Origin of the sequence: Nocardioides dubius (assembly GCF_039528155.1) — a bacterium.
Classification (GTDB): Bacteria; Actinomycetota; Actinomycetes; order Propionibacteriales; family Nocardioidaceae; genus Nocardioides; species Nocardioides dubius.
In genome coordinates this window covers 125,050-139,987 of sequence record NZ_BAAALG010000007.1, presented here as the reverse complement: position 1 = coordinate 139,987, position 14,938 = coordinate 125,050, and the positions used below count along the sequence as shown (strand labels likewise).

Here is a 14,938-nt window from a genome sequence, read left to right as displayed (position 1 = left end):
GTGGTGGAGCCGCCGGGGCCGGTGGCGGTGGTGCGCAGCGAGAGCCGCTTCCCGGCGTCCGCGCTGGTGGCCCGGTAGCTGGCGGTGGTGGCGCCGCCGATCGGGCTGCCGTTGCGCAGCCACTGGCGGGTGAGCGTGGCCGGGGCGGGGGACCAGGCGCCGGTGCTGCCGCTCAGGGTGGCGCCGACCCGCGCGGTGCCGCTCAGGACCGGAGCGCTCACCACCGACGGCGCCTCGGGGTCCGGCGTTCCAGGGACCTCCGGTCCCGGCGGCGTTCCGGGGACCGCGGCGGTCGGCAGGCTGGTGGCCGACTCGGTGCGGCCGACCCGGTGCACGGTGACCTGGACGCGCAGCGTGGAGCCCGCGTCGGCAGCGGTGACGGTGTAGGAGGCAGCGGTCGCGCCGGAGATCGGGGCGCTTCCGCGCAGCCACTGGTAGCTGAGCTGGGTGGGCACCGGATACCAGGTGCCGTCGGTCGCGCTCAGCTGCTGGCCGACCTGCGCGAGACCGCTGACGGTCGGCCGGGTGAGGTTCTCAGCGACCGCGCTCAGGTAGGCGTCCGCGCGCACCTGCTCGCCCTTGCCCACCGGCAACAGGCTCGCGGTCGCCATCGTCGGCTGGTTGTGCCACCACTCCTCGACGGCCTCGTTCTGGTTCTCGTAGCGGATCTTGTACTGACCCGCCTCGACGCCGGCGAAGCTGAAGTTGCCGGCGCCGTCGGTGACCGTGTCGGCGACGAACACGTCCTCGGCGGTGTAGAGCCAGACGTCGACGCCGGTCGAGATCACGTGTCCGGTCTCGGTGACATGTCCTGCGATCGAGGAGGTCGTGTCGGCGGCGGCGGGCAGGCTCAAGGTCGGGGCGGCCAGCGCGGTGGTGGTGAGGGCGGCCACGGCCAGCGGTGCGAGCACCGACCGGCCGAGGCCGCGAGACTGCTTCTTCGTGGGGCGCATGGGGCTCCTCAACGGGTGCGAAAAGTTGGGTTCCAGAAGCCTTGATCGCCGTTGTTACCGAATCGGGTAGGCATTGTTTCGTGGCTGCTGCCTTCGCGGCGCTTGCGGTGAAACCGACGAGAATCCAATTGAGACAGGCCCATTGATGGGGCATCGCTCTCGGTCTCATTTGGATTCTTCCCGAGTTCACAATAAGCCGGTGCCGGTCACGCGGGAGCAATAGAGTCTCCGTGCGGGCGAAATGTGGCGCGGTCAAGGTTGCGGCACTGTCTCGCGATTCCAGGGAGGTCCTCATGATGCGTGCGCTGAGAGCGTTGGGCGCGATGCTGGCGCTGTGCTTCGCGCTGGCGCTGCCGGCGCCCGCCTACGCGCATGCCTCGCTGGTCGACACCGACCCGGTGCCGGGCGCGGTGCTCGAGCAGGCACCGGAGACGGTCCGGCTCCAGTTCTCCGAGTCGGTCGCGCCGGCTCGTGCCGTCGAGCTGGTGCAGCCCGACGGCCGGGCGCTCACGGTGGCGCTGCGCGGTGGCGGGAAGGTGGTCATCGCCGAGCTGCCCGAGCTGCCGCAGCGCGGCACGCACGTGCTGAGCTGGCGGGTGGTCTCCAGCGATGGGCACACGATCCGCGGCTCGTTGCCGTTCTCGATCGGCGAGCCTTCGGCGGTGGTGGTGAGCGCCGCCGTCGACGACGACCGGGCGGTGCTGTACACGGTGCTCGGCGTGCTGCTGGTGGTGGGTGCCCTGCTGGCGGTCGGGCTGGCCTGGTCGCGGACCCTGCTGGTCCACGAGCGGGCCCGCCGCCGGGCGCGCCGGGTGCTGCTGGCCGGCGCCGCCGTTGCGTCGGCAGCGGTGGTGGCCAGGGCGGTGCTGGTGAGTCGCGAGATCGACCGGGTGCTCGCCTCGGAGGTGGTCGCCGCGGTCCTGGTCGTGCTGGGTGCGGCGCTGCTGGTCGCCGGTGCCTGGCGGGGTTGGGTAGAGGACGGGTGGGCAGGCGCCCGGGCGCGGGCCGGTGCGGCGCTGCTCGGCGGGGCCCTGGTGCTCGGTGGTCTGGCCGCCGTCGGCCACAGCCGTGCGGCCGAGCACCCGTGGCTGGCAGGGGTGGCCACCGTCCTGCATGCGGGAGCGGGAGCGATCTGGGCGGGCGGGGTGCTCGCTCTTGCGCTGGGCGGGGGAGCGGCGCTGGCCCGGTTCGCCACCCGGGCCTGGCTCGCACTGCTGGTGGTCACCGGCGCCGGCGTCCTGCTGGCGACCACGATCTACGACTCCTGGAGCGATCTGGCCGAGACGGACCACGGACGGGTGCTGGTGCTCAAGGTCGTGCTGGTCGCCGCGGCGGCGCTGCTCGGGCTCTCCCAGCGGCTCCGGCTCCGGGGCAGCGACCCGGCCATGCCAGGCGCCGGGGGCCTGCGCCTGGAGGCCTGCCTGCTGGTCGGCGTGCTGGTCGCGACCGGTGTGCTCGGCGAGGCCTCGCCCAGGCCGAGCGACGACGCCCCGCTGGTGGTCGAGCGCGCCGCCACGCACGGGGACCTCGAGGTGCGGGTCCGGGTCGCACCGGCGCGGGTCGGCGTCAACCAGGTCGAGGTGACGGTGCGCGATCCACGCGGTGCCTGGGTGCCGCTCGCCGCGCCGGCCACCCTGACCGCGCGGCATGGCGAGAGCCGGGTGGGCGGCGAGCTGCACCCGGTCGGCGAGACCAACCTGATCACCACCGTGCTCTCCGACGACGGCACCTGGCGCCTCGACCTGGCGCTCCCGCTCTCGCGCTACGAGAGTCCGGTGCTCAGCGTCGAGGTCCCGATCGCCCCCTGACCGCTCAATGTGACTTCAGCGCGCGAAATCGCGACGAAGATGCGCGCTGAGGTCACATCGAGCTAGATCCAGCGCTGGAACCACATCCGGTCCAGCCACTCGGAGTGGGTGAGCAGGCCATTGGTCCAGATCGGCCAGAACCAGGCGAAGTTCAACAGCACGAGGAGGAAGAAGGAGCCGACCACGATGGTGCCCAGTGTGCGCCGTCGTGACGGCCCTCGGTCCGGGCCGAGCAGGTGCCCGGCGGCCAGTGCCAGCGCGATCACCAGGAACGGCAGGAAGGCGGAGGCGTAGAAGCTGAAGATCGGGCGCTCGTCGTTGAGCTCCCAGGGCAGCCACAGGGTCAGGGTCCCCACCACGGCGACGCCGTAGCGCCAGTCGCGCCTGCCCACCCACATCACCGCGGCGAAGATCAGCGCGACCGCGCCGCCCCACCACAGCACCGGCGTGCCGATCAGCAGCACCTGGCGCAGGCAGTGCGAGTCCGGCGCCGCGTCGCAGCCCTGGGTGCCGGGGGCGATGTTGTTCTCCACGTTGACGCCCACCGGCCGGTTGACCAGCAGCCAGCCGCGCGGGTCCGACTGGTAGGTGTGCTCGGAGCAGTTCAGGTAGTGGGTGTGGAACGTGTAGAGGTCGCGGTGGTAGTGGTAGAGCGAGCGCAGCGACTGCACCAGCTCTGCCGGGCCACTGGCATCCGGCTCGGTAGCGGTGGGCCAGGTGGCGTCGTCGTCGCTGACGTGCTTGCAGTCGGGGCCTTCCTTCACGAAGCCCGTGTACTGGGTGCTGGAGAGGTTCTCCTCGTACTCGTGGGCGTTCGCCAGCCAGCCGCCCCAGGAGGCCACGTAGACCAGGCCGGCCACCACCACGAGGTAGCCGAAGGCGGGCACCGCGTCGACCAGTGCGGAGCGCAGCACGGCCATCCGGACCCCGAGCCGGCGCCGGGCGCCGGCGTCCCAGAGCCAGACCAGGATGCCGAAGGCGGCCAGCGGGTACAGCGCGCTCCACTTGACCCCGATCGCGAGACCGAAGCAGATGCCGGCGGCCAGTCGCCAGGGCCGCCACCACAGGCCGCGCAGCGGACCCCAGTCGCCGGTTCCGTCCCAGCGCGCCATCCGGGCGCGGGTCCAGTCCCGGTCGGCGACCAGTGCGGCGACCGCGCAGAGGATCCAGAAGGAGAGGAAGATGTCGAGCAGGGCCAGGCGCGACAGCACCAGGTGCATGCCGTCGAAGCAGAGCAGCAGGGCGGCGAACGCACCCAGCAGCATCGAGCCGGTCAGTCGCAGCACCAGGCGGAACATCACGAGCACCATCAGCGAGCCGATCACGGCCGCGCTGATCCGCCAGCCGAACGGGTCCATCCCGAACAGCTTCTCGCCGGCCGCGATCATCCACTTGCCGACGTCGGGGTGCACGGTCAGGCTGGGCTCGTCGAGCCAGACGCCGGTGGTCTGCCCGCTGAGGATCTGATCGTTGGCGTCCTCGGTCGCCTTGCGCACATAGCCGAAGTGCGCCAACGACCACGCGTCCTTGGCGTAGTAGGTCTCGTCGAAGGAGAACTCGCGCGGCTCGCCGAGTCGCCAGACCCGCAGGAAGAAGGCGAAGAGCGCCAGCGAGATGCCGGCGCCCCAGCTCGCCAAGGGCCGCGGTCCGCTGGGGGCGGAGGGGTCGAGGTGACGGTGCCGGGCAGGGGTGGGCGCGCCAGCGGGATCGGTCGGCGTCGGCGTGCTCACGCCCGAAGACTACGCAAGCCGTGGTGGCTGCTCGCGTGACCAGCGCCACCTACGGTTGCCGACACTGCGTCGCTAAGATACCGACATGGTGTCGACAACCTCTCCCTGGTGGCGCTGATGTTCCTCGCGCTCCGTGATCTGCGCTTCGGGCGCACCCGCTTCGTGCTGATGGGCGCGGTGATCTCCCTGATCGCCGTGCTGATGGTCCTGCTCTCCGGTCTCTCCCAGGGGCTGGTCAAGGACGGCGTCTCCGGTCTGCAGAACCTGCCGATCACCTCGCTCGCCTTCGAGAAGGGCGTCCAGCACGACTCCGCCTTCACCCGCAGCGTCGTCGACGAGGACGCCGTCGCCGTCTGGCAGGAGCAGGACGGCGTCAAGGACGCCGCCCCGTTCGGCCTGGCGCTGGTCAACGGCGCCACTGCGGACGGCGTGGAGGTGGACCTCGCGCTGATCGGCGTCGAGCCGGGCACCTTCGTCGCGCCGCGGTCGGCGAAGGGCGAGGAGTTCGGCGCGACCGACGGGATCGTGGTCAGCTCGCACCTGGTGGAGAAGGAGGGCGTGTCGATCGGCGACACGATCACCTTGGAGCACAGCGATCTGAGCCTGCGGGTGGTCGGCGTGATGGCCGAGCAGAACACCTTCGGCCACGTCGACATGGCCTACGTGCCGCTCGACACCTGGCGGTTGGCCAAGGCCGGCGTCAACGATGCCGGTCAGCTCAACGAGCGCCAGCAGCACGAGATCACCGCGGTCGCCGTCGACGGTCCCGACGACACCGCCGCCGGGGACGAGGCGGCCGGGACGGAGTCGCTGACCCAGCGCGAGTCCTACGACGCCTCGCCCGGCTTCACCGCGGAGACCAGCACGCTGATGATGATCCAGGTCTTCCTCTACGCGATCTGCGCGCTCGTCGCCGGCGCCTTCTTCACCGTGCTGACGATCCACCGCAAGGGCGAGATCGCGGTGCTGCGCGCGATGGGCGCCTCCACCGGCTACCTGTTGCGCGACGGCCTCGGCCAGGCGTTGTTGCTGCTGCTGGCCGCGGTCGGCATCGGCGTCGGCGTGGGCGTCGGCTTCGGCGCGCTGCTGCAGGGCACGGCGATGCCGTTCGCCCTGGTCGCCGGACCGGTGGTCCTGGCCGCCGTGCTGCTGATCGTGCTGGGCCTGGCCGGCGCCGCTGCGGCGATCGTCCGGATCACCCGTGTCGACCCGTTGACCGCGTTGGGAGCGAACCGATGAAGACCAGCAGGATCGAACTGCGCGACGTCGTCCTCACCCTCGGGGACGGCGAGGAGACGGTGACCGCGCTCGACCACGTCGACCTCACCGTGGAGCCGGGTGAGCTGATCGCCATCCTCGGGCCGTCGGGATCGGGCAAGTCCAGCCTGCTCGCCGTTGCGGGCGGGCTGAGCACGCCGACCAGCGGCACCGTGGTGGTGGGCGGCGAGACGCTGACCGGACGCTCGCGCAAGGAGCTGACCCGGCTGCGCCGCGAGCTGATCGGCTTCGTCTTCCAGAGCGGCAACCTGCTGCCCTCGCTGACGGCGGCCGATCAGCTGCGGCTGCCCGCAACCTTCGGTGCCGGCCGCAACGGCGCCCAGCGAAGTCCGGCGGAGCTGCTGGCCGAGGTCGGGCTGGAGCACAAGGCGGACCGTCGCCCGCACCAGCTCTCCGGTGGTGAGCGTCAGCGGGTCGGCATCGCCCGGGCGCTGATCGCCGATCCGGCGGTGCTGCTGGTCGACGAGCCGACCGCCGCCCTGGACCGGGCGCGCAGCCACGAGATCGTCCAACTGCTGGCCAAGGAGACCCATGAGCACGGCATCGCGACCATCATGGTGACCCACGACCATGACGTGCTGGAGTACTGCGACCGGGTGCTGGTCATGGAGGACGGAAGGCTGAGCGAGCAGGAGGGGTGAGATGGCTCCGCGGATCAGCGCGGCCACGGTGGCCGAGCATCGCGAGCAGACCGAGCGCGCGATCCTGAACGCCGCGCGGCGGCTGCTCGCCACCGAGGGCACCTCGCTGACCCTCTCCGCGGTGGCCCGCGAGGCGGGGATGGCGCGCACCAACCTCTACCAGTACTACGCGTCCCTGGACGACCTGCTCGATGCGCTGGTGGTGGACCTCTTCCCGCGCTGGGCCGAGCGGGTCAACGCCGAGATGGACAAGGCCGACGACCGCGGTGGCCGGGTGATCGCCTACGTGGTGGCCAACCTGGAGCTGGTGGCCGAGGGGGAGCACGCGGTGTTGCGGGGGCTCGCGGTGAACGCGCCGTCGCGGCTCACCGACGCCAGCAAGGCGCTGCACGACGACCTGCGGCGTCCGCTCGACGAGGCGCTCGGCGGCGACACCACGGCGGCCGAGCTGGTGCAGGCCTGGGTCTACTCCGGCTCGCGGATGATCGAGGACGGCCGCTCGCTGGCCGAGGTGCGCGCGACGATCGAGCGCCTGCTGCTGCCCTACTGCGCCGGCCTGCGATGATCGTCGGGTGAGTGCTCCCACCCCTGGTGTCCTGGTCCTGGCGGCGACGCCGATCGGTCGCGTCGAGGACGCGTCGTCCCGGTTGGCGAGCGAGCTCGAGCGTGCCGATGTGATCGCCGCCGAGGACACCCGCAGGCTGCGCCGGCTCTGCACCGACCTCGGCGTCACGCCGACCGGGCGGGTCGTCTCCTACTTCGAGGGCAACGAGAGCGCCCGCACGCCGAGCCTGGTCGAGGCCCTGCTGGCCGGGGAGCGGGTGCTGCTGGTCACCGACGCCGGCATGCCCAGCGTCTCCGACCCGGGCTTCCGGCTGGTGGCGGCCGCGGTGCTGGAGGAGATCGAGGTGACCGCGGTGCCGGGGCCGAGTGCGGTGCTCACCGCGCTCGCCGTCAGCGGGCTGCCGGTGGACCGCTTCACCTTCGAGGGATTCCTGCCCCGCAAGGCCGGAGAGCGCGGACGCCGGCTCGCCGACCTGGCCCGCGAGCCGCGCACGATGGTCTTCTTCGAGGCGCCGCACCGCACCGAGGCGGCCTTGGCCGCGATGGCGGAGGCGTTCGGCGCGGACCGGGCCGCCGCCGTCTGCCGTGAGCTGACCAAGACCCATGAGGAGGTCCGTCGCGGACCCCTGGCCGAGCTGGTCTCCTGGGCCGCCGACGGCGTGCGCGGCGAGGTGACCATCGTGGTCACCGGCGCCGAGCCGGTTGCCGAGGTGGGTCAGGACCCGGATCAGTGGAGAACTCTGGTCGCAGACCTGGAAAGCGTCGGGATGACCCGCAAGGATGCAATCCTCGATGTGGCGCGCCGAGCGGGTGTGCCGAAGCGCGAGGTCTACGACGCGGTGCACAGGAGCTGAGATGAGCCAACGGATCGACACCTTCACCCATGCCGGCTTCGAGTTCCTGGTGCGCGACACCGGCCCGATCGACGGCGTCCCGGTGGTGCTGCTGCACGGGTTCCCGCAGCGCGGCTCGTCGTGGGACAAGGTGGCCGCCCACCTGCACGCGGCCGGGTTCCGCACCTTCGCCCCCGACCAGCGGGGCTACTCGCCGGGCGCCCGGCCGAAGGGCCGCAAGCCCTATCGGGTGCCGGAGCTGGTCGCCGACGTCGCGGCGCTGATCGAGCGGATCGGCGAGCCGGTGCACCTGGTCGGCCACGACTGGGGCGCGATCGTGGCCTGGTCGGTGGCCGCCGAGCACCCCGACTCGATCCGCACCCTGACCGCGGTCTCGGTGGCGCATCCGGGCGCCTTCTTGAAGTCGATGACCTCCAGCACCCAGCTGTTCCACTCCTGGTACATGGCGCTGTTCAACATCACCGGCGCGATGGAGCTGATCTCGCGCCGCGCGCCGCGCCAGCTGGCCGTCGCGTTGCGCCGCTCGGGGATGGACGCGGAGATGGTGCGCACCTTCCAGCGCGAGATCGTCGAGGACGGCGCGCTTCCGGGCGGGCTGGCCTGGTACCGCGCACTGCCGCTGACCGATCTGCGCGCCAGCGCCGGCAAGGTCGCCGTGCCGACCACCATGGTCTGGAGCACCGACGACGTCGCCCTGGTCCGCAAGGGGGCCGAGCTCACCGAGCGCTTCGTCACCGGTGACTACCGCCTGGAGATCCTGCACGGCGTCAGCCACTGGATCCCGGACCAGGCCCCCGACGTGCTCGCCGAGGCGATCCTCGACCGCACCGGTCCCGCCCGCCCCGATCCCGCGGCGGGTGCATGAGCGAGCAGCCCCGGCGCAGCCGCGCCGCCACTGCGGAGAACGGCGGTCGCCGCGACCTGAGCCGGCCGCCGGCACCCGAGCCGTTGCCGCTGCCGGTGACCGACAACCACACCCATCTCGACATCGGCGACGGCGTCTCCCCGTTCACCGCGCAGCAGGCGCTGGACGCGGCGGCCGAGGTCAACGTGCTCCGTGCGGTGCAGGTCGGCTGCGACCTGCCCGGCGCGCGCTGGGCCGTCGACGCCGCGCAGCGCTACCCCCAGCTGGTGGCCGCGGTCGCGCTGCACCCCAACGAGGCGCCGGTGCTCGCGGAGCGTGGCGAGCTCGACGACGCGCTCGCCGAGATCGAGGAGCTGGCCGGGCACGACGTCGTCCGCGCGGTGGGGGAGACCGGGCTCGACCACTTCCGCACCGGCCTCGAGGGTCGCGCGGCGCAGGAGGAGTCCTTCCGCCGCCACATCGACCTGGCCAAGCGGCTCGGCAAGCCGTTGATGATCCACGACCGCGATGCGCACGACGACATCCTGCGGGTGCTGGAGTCGGAGGGCCTGCCCGAACACTGGGTGATGCACTGCTTCTCCGGGGACGCCGACTTCGCCCGGCGCTGCCTGGATCTGGGCGGACACCTCAGCTTCGCGGGCACCGTCACCTTCAAGAACGCGGGCCCGCTGCGCGAGGCGCTGGCGCTGACGCCGGCCGATCGGATGCTGGTCGAGACCGACGCGCCCTTCCTCACGCCGCACCCGTACCGGGGGCGGCCGAACGCCGGCTACCTGATCCCGCTCACGGTGCGGACGATGGCGGAGGTGACCGGTCGGGACCTCGCCGAGGTGTGCGCGGCGCTGGAGGAGAACACCGAGCGGGTCTACGGAGCCTGGTAGCCGCTAGCGCGAGTTAGCGCGGAGCAAGCTAGACAATATAGATCGACTTTTCGATTTAATCTGAAATAGTGGCTCTGACCTGCGGTTATGCGGGTGCTCGGGCAGGTGTTCGAGCGTTTCGGTGTCTCGGTGGGTATACCCGGAGTTTGCACTGCCCGGAAAACCGTGCTTACAGTCGATGCTTGTTGGCCGGGATCGGGTGGGAGCAACCGATCAGCGCATGAGCAGCACCGCGCTGGTTCCCGAGGCCCGGGGAGTACGAAGTCTGGAGATACGTGCGCACTCGAATCGCACGCCTCGCCAAGAGCAAAGCCCTCTTGGTCGGCCTGGTCGCCGCCGTGATCCTCGCGGTCGCCGGCACCATCATCGGCTACGCCACCCTGAACAAGGACGTCACCCTCACCCTCGACGGTGAGACCCGCACGGTCTCGACCATGCAGGGAACCGTCGCGGACGTCCTCGACGACGAGGGCATCGAGGTCACCGACAAGGACGTGGTCCTACCCGGCCTCGACGAGAAGGTCACCGACGGGACCCGGATCTCGGTGAAGTTCGGGCGGCCGCTCGACCTCACCGTCGACGGCGACCTCAAGACCTACTGGGTCAACTCGACCGACGTGAACAGCGCACTTGCCGAGATCGGCCTGCGCTTCCGCGGCGCGGACCTCTCCGCCAGCCGTAGTGCCAGCATCGGGCGCGACGGCCTGGCGCTGGAGGTGGCGACCCCCAAGAAGCTGACCGTGCACTTCGCCGGCGACAAGCCGATCACCCGCACGGTGGCCGCGCTCACCGTCGCCGACGCCCTCAAGGAGCTCGAGCTCAAGGTCGACGACGACGACCTGGTCAAGCCGGCCGCCGACGCCGAGCTCGGTGACGGCGACAAGATCGTGGTCACCAAGGTGCGCGTCGAGACCCGCAAGGTCTCCGACGAGGAGATCGCCTTCGAGACCGTCGAGCGCAGCGACGCCGCGATGTTCGACGACGAGTCGGAGATCCTCAAGGACGGACGTCACGGCCTGCGCGACGTCACCTACCGCCTGGTCTTCCGCAACGGCGAGCTGCACAAGCGCACCGTCGTCACCGCCGCGGTCACCCGCAAGCCGGTCGACAAGGTGGTCAAGGTCGGCACCAAGAAGCGTCCGGTGGAGACCAACTACGCGCCGGGCAACTCGGTCTGGGACCGTCTCGCGCAGTGCGAGTCCGGCGGCAACTGGGCCACCAACACCGGCAACGGCTACTACGGCGGCCTGCAGTTCAGCGCCTCCACCTGGCGTGCCGTGGGCGGCACCGGCCTCCCGCACCAGCACAGCCGCGAGGAGCAGATCAAGCGCGGCCAGATCCTGCAGCAGCGCGCCGGCTGGGGCCAGTGGCCGCACTGCTCGGCCAAGCTCGGCCTGCGCTGAGCACCTGTCACATCACGACGGCGTCGTCCGCAACGAGCATTCCTCGGTGCGGGTGACGCCGTCGGCGTTCTCCGAGCCCGCCCAGACACAGCTTCGTGCGAAAGGTGGACCCGTCTCCCCGAAACCTGGGACGGCGTCTTCGCCGACTAGGCTGGAGCCCATGTCAGAGACCCCCGCCGCTGTGCGCTTGCTCGGGCCGGCGGAGGTGCGGGCCCTCGCTGCCGCGCTCGACATCCGCCCGACGAAGCAGAAGGGCCAGAACTTCGTCATCGACCCGAACACGGTGCGCCGCATCGTGCGCGAGTCCGGCATCGGTGCCGAGGACGTGGTGATCGAGGTGGGCCCGGGCCTCGGCTCGCTGACCCTGGCCCTGCTCGAGACCGGCGCCCGCGTGGTCGCCATCGAGATCGACGACGCCCTCGCCGATGCGCTGCCCAGCACCATCGCCGAGTTCGCGCCGGACGCCGTCGAGCGGTTCAGCCTGGTCCGCGGCGACGCGTTGCGGGTCACCGAGATCCCGGGGCCGGCGCCCACCGCGCTGGTCGCGAACCTGCCCTACAACGTCTCGGTCCCGGTGCTGCTGCACCTGCTCGCCCTGGTGCCCTCGCTCGAGCGCGGCCTGGTGATGGTGCAGGCGGAGGTCGCCGACCGGCTCGCGGCCGCGCCGGGCTCCAAGGTCTACGGGGTGCCGTCGGTCAAGGCCGCCTGGTTCGCCGACGTCCGCCGTGCCGGTGCGATCGGGCGCAACATCTTCTGGCCGGCGCCGAACGTCGACTCCGGCCTGGTGGCGTGGACCAAGCGCGCCGCGCCGCCGTCGACGACGGTCGCCCGCGAGGCGGTCTTCGCCGTCATCGACACCGCCTTCGCCCAGCGCCGCAAGACGATGCGCTCCACCCTGAAGAACCTGGTCGGCAGCGGCGAGGCGGCCGAGGCGGCGCTGATCGCCGCCGGCATCGACCCGCAGGTGCGCGGCGAGGTGCTGACCATCGAGCAGTTCGTGGCGATCGCCGAGGCGCTCGCGGCCCAGGGGCAGTCGCAGGAGGCCGGCGCCGAGGCCGAGGGTGCCGGCTCGGCCGGTGGAGGCGTCGATGGCTGAGGTGACCGTCCAGGCACCGGCCAAGATCAACCTGCACCTCGGGGTCGGGCCGGTGCGTGCCGACGGGTTCCATCCGCTGGCCACCGCCTATCAGGCGCTCTCGCTCTACAGCAGGGTCACCGCGACCGACGCCGACACCTGGTCGCTGACCTGCTCGGGGCGTGACGGCGTCGACGTCTCCGGGGTGCCGCTCGACGAGTCCAACCTGGCACTGCGGGCCGCGCGGCTGCTCGCCGGCGAGGAGCCGCGGGGCGTCGCGTTGCACCTGGACAAGGGGATCCCGGTCGCGGGCGGCCTTGCCGGTGGCTCCGCCGATGCGGCAGCGACCCTGGTCGCCTGCAACGAGCTGTGGGGCCTCGGCCACGACCGCGCCACCCTGGCCCGCTTCGCCGCCGAGCTGGGCTCGGACGTCCCGTTCGCCCTCTACGGGGGATCGGCGACCGGCCACGGCCGCGGCGAGATCGTCGAGCCGCTGGCCGACGCCGGGCACTACGAGTGGGTCGTGCTGACCTTCGACTTCGGCGTCTCGACGCCGGCCGCCTATGCCGAGTTCGACCTGCTGCACGCGGGCGCCGAGGTGCCCGACCCGGTGATCCCCGCCGAGCTGCTCAAGGCGCTCGCCGAGGGGTCGACGTCCGGGCTGGCGGCTGCGGTGGGCAACGACCTGCAGCCCGCCACGCTCCGGCTGCGACCGGACCTCGCCGAGCCGCTGGCGGCCGGGATCGCCGCCTCCGCGCTGGCCGCCCTGGTCTCCGGCTCCGGTCCGACCTGTCTCTTCCTCGCCGAGGACGCCTCGCACGCCGATCGGGTGGCCGCAGCGCTGGGCCGCTTCGGTCGCGCCCGTCGTGCCCACGGCCCTGTGCCCGGAGCGGTGATCTGCTGATGGCGAACCTGATCAACCTGGAGCGGGTCTCCAAGTCCTACGGCATCCGGCCGCTGCTCAGCGACGTCTCGCTGGGCATCGCGGTGGGGGAGCGGATCGGCATCGTCGGCCGCAACGGCGGCGGCAAGACCACGCTGCTGGAGGTGCTGGCCGGGATCGAGGAGCCGGACACGGGCCGGGTCTCGCGCAATCGTGGCCTGCACATCGGCTACCTGCACCAGGGCGACGAGCTCGACGACACGCACACCGTGCGCGAGGCGGTGCTGCGCGGCAAGGCCGACCACGAGTGGGCCGGCGAGGCGGTCACCCGCGAGGTGGTCGCCGAGTTGCTCACCGGGATCGACCTGGACCGCTCGGTGCTCGGCCTCTCCGGCGGCGAGCGCCGGCGCTGCTCGCTGGCCGCACTGCTGCTCGACGAGCACGACCTGGTGATCCTGGACGAGCCGACCAACCACCTCGACGTGGAGGCGGTCGCCTGGCTGGCCCAGCACCTGACCGGGCTGCCGTCGGCGCTGATCGTGGTCACCCACGACCGCTGGTTCCTCGACGCCGTCTGCCAGCGCACCTGGGAGGTGCACGACGGCGAGGTCGACTCCTACGAGGGCGGCTATGCGGCGTTCGTGCTGGCCAAGGCCGAGCGCTCGCGCCAGGCCGCGGCCTCGGAGGTGCGGCGCCAGAACCTGATGCGCAAGGAGCTCGCCTGGCTACGCCGCGGTGCCCCGGCGCGCACCTCGAAGCCCAAGTTCCGCATCGACGCCGCCAACGCCCTGATCGAGGACGTGCCGCCGCCGCGCGACCGCCTCGAGCTGCAGCGCTTCGCCACGCAGCGCCTCGGCAAGGACGTGATCGACGTCGAGGACGTCGACCTGTCCCGCGGAGAGCGTCAGCTGCTCGACCACGCCACCTGGCGGATCGGCCCGGGCGACCGGATCGGGATCGTCGGCGTCAACGGTGCCGGCAAGTCGTCGATGCTGGCGCTGCTGTCGGGGGCGCTGGCTCCCGACGTGGGCAAGGTCAAGCACGGCCGCACGGTCGCGTTGGCACACCTGACCCAGCAGCTCGACGAGGTCGACCCGGATGCCCGGGTGCTGGCCACCGTCGAGTCGATCCGGGCGATCACCCGCACCGCCGAGGGCGAGATCAGTGCGAGCTCGATGCTGGAGCGCTTCGGCTTCACCGGGGACCGGCTGACGGCACGGCTCGGCGACCTCTCCGGCGGGGAGCGGCGGCGCTTCCAGCTGCTGCGGCTGCTGCTCGACGAGCCGAACGTGCTGCTCCTCGACGAGCCGACCAACGACCTCGACATCGAGACCCTCAACGTGCTCGAGGACTTCCTCGACGGCTGGCCGGGCACCCTGATCGTGGTCTCCCACGACCGGTACTTCCTGGAGCGGGTCACCGACTCGGTCTGGGCGCTGCTCGGCGACGGGCAGATCTCGATGCTGCCGCGCGGCGTCGACGAGTACCTGGAGCGCCGGGCTGCCAACGAGGCCGCTCGGGTCGCGATGGCGGCACGCTCGGGCCGGGTGCCGGCGGCGGACCCCGCCTCGGCGGCCGGCGGTTCGGCTGCTGGCGGCTCGGCAGGTGCAGCCGAGGTTGGTGCCGGCGCTGCGCCGTCCGCGGCGCCCAAGGCCCGCGCCGGCAGCGCCGAGGAGCGGGCCGCGAGGAAGACCCTCGCCCGGATCGACAAGCGCCTGGAGAAGATCGCCGAGCTGGAGGCCGCGATCAACGCCCAGATCGCCGAGCACGCCCAGGACTACCAGCGCCTCGCCGAGCTCTCCGCCGAGCTCACCCCCCTCCACACCGAGCGCGAGGAGCTCGAGCTCGGATGGCTCGAGGCCGCCGACCTGCTCGACTGATCCTGATCCGTCGCTTTTGGGGATAGTCCCTGACGTTTTCGTGGTTTTTCGGGCCTGAAACCACGAAAACGTCAGGGACTATCCGGAGCTGTTATTGGGTGGCCGCGGTTCGCGGCGAGGCGG

General features: G+C 71.8%; 13 protein-coding genes. 11 read left to right on the top strand and 2 right to left on the bottom strand.

All coding sequences use genetic code 11. From position 1 onward, the window contains the following. A partial coding sequence (locus ABD151_RS09415) for a hypothetical protein (RefSeq protein WP_343993623.1) occupies positions 1 to 953 on the bottom strand: 953 nt, incomplete at its 3' end. A 296-nt stretch (positions 954 to 1,249) separates the two neighbouring features. On the opposite strand from ABD151_RS09415, the gene ABD151_RS09410 reads away from it, so the two are divergent. Continuing rightward, complete coding sequence (locus tag ABD151_RS09410) at positions 1,250 to 2,761, top strand: copper resistance CopC family protein (RefSeq protein ID WP_343993621.1); 1,512 nt, start codon at positions 1,250 to 1,252, stop codon at positions 2,759 to 2,761. A 62-nt stretch (positions 2,762 to 2,823) separates the two neighbouring features. Here the strand turns inward: ABD151_RS09410 and ABD151_RS09405 are convergent, their stop codons facing one another. Further along, positions 2,824 to 4,491 (bottom strand): dolichyl-phosphate-mannose--protein mannosyltransferase, encoded by a 1,668-nt coding sequence (locus ABD151_RS09405; RefSeq protein WP_343993619.1) that lies wholly within the window; start codon positions 4,489 to 4,491, stop codon positions 2,824 to 2,826. 117 nt (positions 4,492 to 4,608) lie between these two features. Here ABD151_RS09405 and ABD151_RS09400 point away from each other — a divergent pair, with 117 nt between their 5' ends. The 10 genes from ABD151_RS09400 to ABD151_RS09355 all read left to right on the top strand — a co-directional run bounded on the left by ABD151_RS09400 (position 4,609) and on the right by ABD151_RS09355 (position 14,815). Then, a complete protein-coding gene (locus ABD151_RS09400) occupies positions 4,609 to 5,730 on the top strand; it encodes an ABC transporter permease (RefSeq protein ID WP_343993803.1) in 1,122 nt (373 codons plus the stop codon). Next, positions 5,727 to 6,410 carry an ABC transporter ATP-binding protein gene (locus tag ABD151_RS09395; protein WP_343993617.1) on the top strand — a complete coding sequence of 228 codons (684 nt, stop codon included), beginning with the start codon at positions 5,727 to 5,729 and terminating at the stop codon, positions 6,408 to 6,410. The genes ABD151_RS09400 and ABD151_RS09395 overlap by 4 nt, the downstream gene beginning before the upstream one ends. A 1-nt stretch (position 6,411) precedes the next feature. Continuing rightward, positions 6,412 to 6,975: a TetR/AcrR family transcriptional regulator gene (locus tag ABD151_RS09390; protein ID WP_343993615.1), complete on the top strand. Its 564-nt coding sequence runs from the start codon at positions 6,412 to 6,414 to the stop codon at positions 6,973 to 6,975. 7 nt (positions 6,976 to 6,982) lie between these two features. Further along, positions 6,983 to 7,828, top strand: a complete 846-nt coding sequence (rsmI, locus tag ABD151_RS09385; RefSeq protein WP_343993614.1) for a 16S rRNA (cytidine(1402)-2'-O)-methyltransferase — start codon at positions 6,983 to 6,985, stop codon at positions 7,826 to 7,828. A gap of 1 nt (position 7,829) precedes the next feature. After that, positions 7,830 to 8,693, top strand: a complete 864-nt coding sequence (locus ABD151_RS09380; RefSeq protein ID WP_343993613.1) for an alpha/beta fold hydrolase — start codon at positions 7,830 to 7,832, stop codon at positions 8,691 to 8,693. After that, complete coding sequence (locus ABD151_RS09375; RefSeq protein WP_343993612.1) at positions 8,690 to 9,574, top strand: TatD family hydrolase; 885 nt, start codon at positions 8,690 to 8,692, stop codon at positions 9,572 to 9,574. Before ABD151_RS09380 ends, ABD151_RS09375 begins: the two co-directional genes overlap by 4 nt. A 275-nt stretch (positions 9,575 to 9,849) precedes the next feature. After that, on the top strand, positions 9,850 to 10,977 hold the full coding sequence (locus ABD151_RS09370) for a resuscitation-promoting factor (protein ID WP_343993611.1): 1,128 nt from the start codon (positions 9,850 to 9,852) through the stop codon (positions 10,975 to 10,977). A gap of 160 nt (positions 10,978 to 11,137) precedes the next feature. Then, on the top strand, positions 11,138 to 12,073 hold the full coding sequence (gene rsmA / locus ABD151_RS09365) for a 16S rRNA (adenine(1518)-N(6)/adenine(1519)-N(6))-dimethyltransferase RsmA (protein ID WP_343993609.1): 936 nt from the start codon (positions 11,138 to 11,140) through the stop codon (positions 12,071 to 12,073). Then, the gene (locus tag ABD151_RS09360) at positions 12,066 to 12,956 is read left to right on the top strand and encodes a 4-(cytidine 5'-diphospho)-2-C-methyl-D-erythritol kinase (RefSeq protein ID WP_343993607.1); all 891 of its coding nucleotides are present in this window, start codon (positions 12,066 to 12,068) and stop codon (positions 12,954 to 12,956) included. Before rsmA ends, ABD151_RS09360 begins: the two co-directional genes overlap by 8 nt. Then, a complete protein-coding gene (locus tag ABD151_RS09355; protein ID WP_343993605.1) occupies positions 12,956 to 14,815 on the top strand; it encodes an ABC-F family ATP-binding cassette domain-containing protein in 1,860 nt (619 codons plus the stop codon). Before ABD151_RS09360 ends, ABD151_RS09355 begins: the two co-directional genes overlap by 1 nt. Positions 14,816 to 14,938 lie beyond the last annotated feature (123 nt).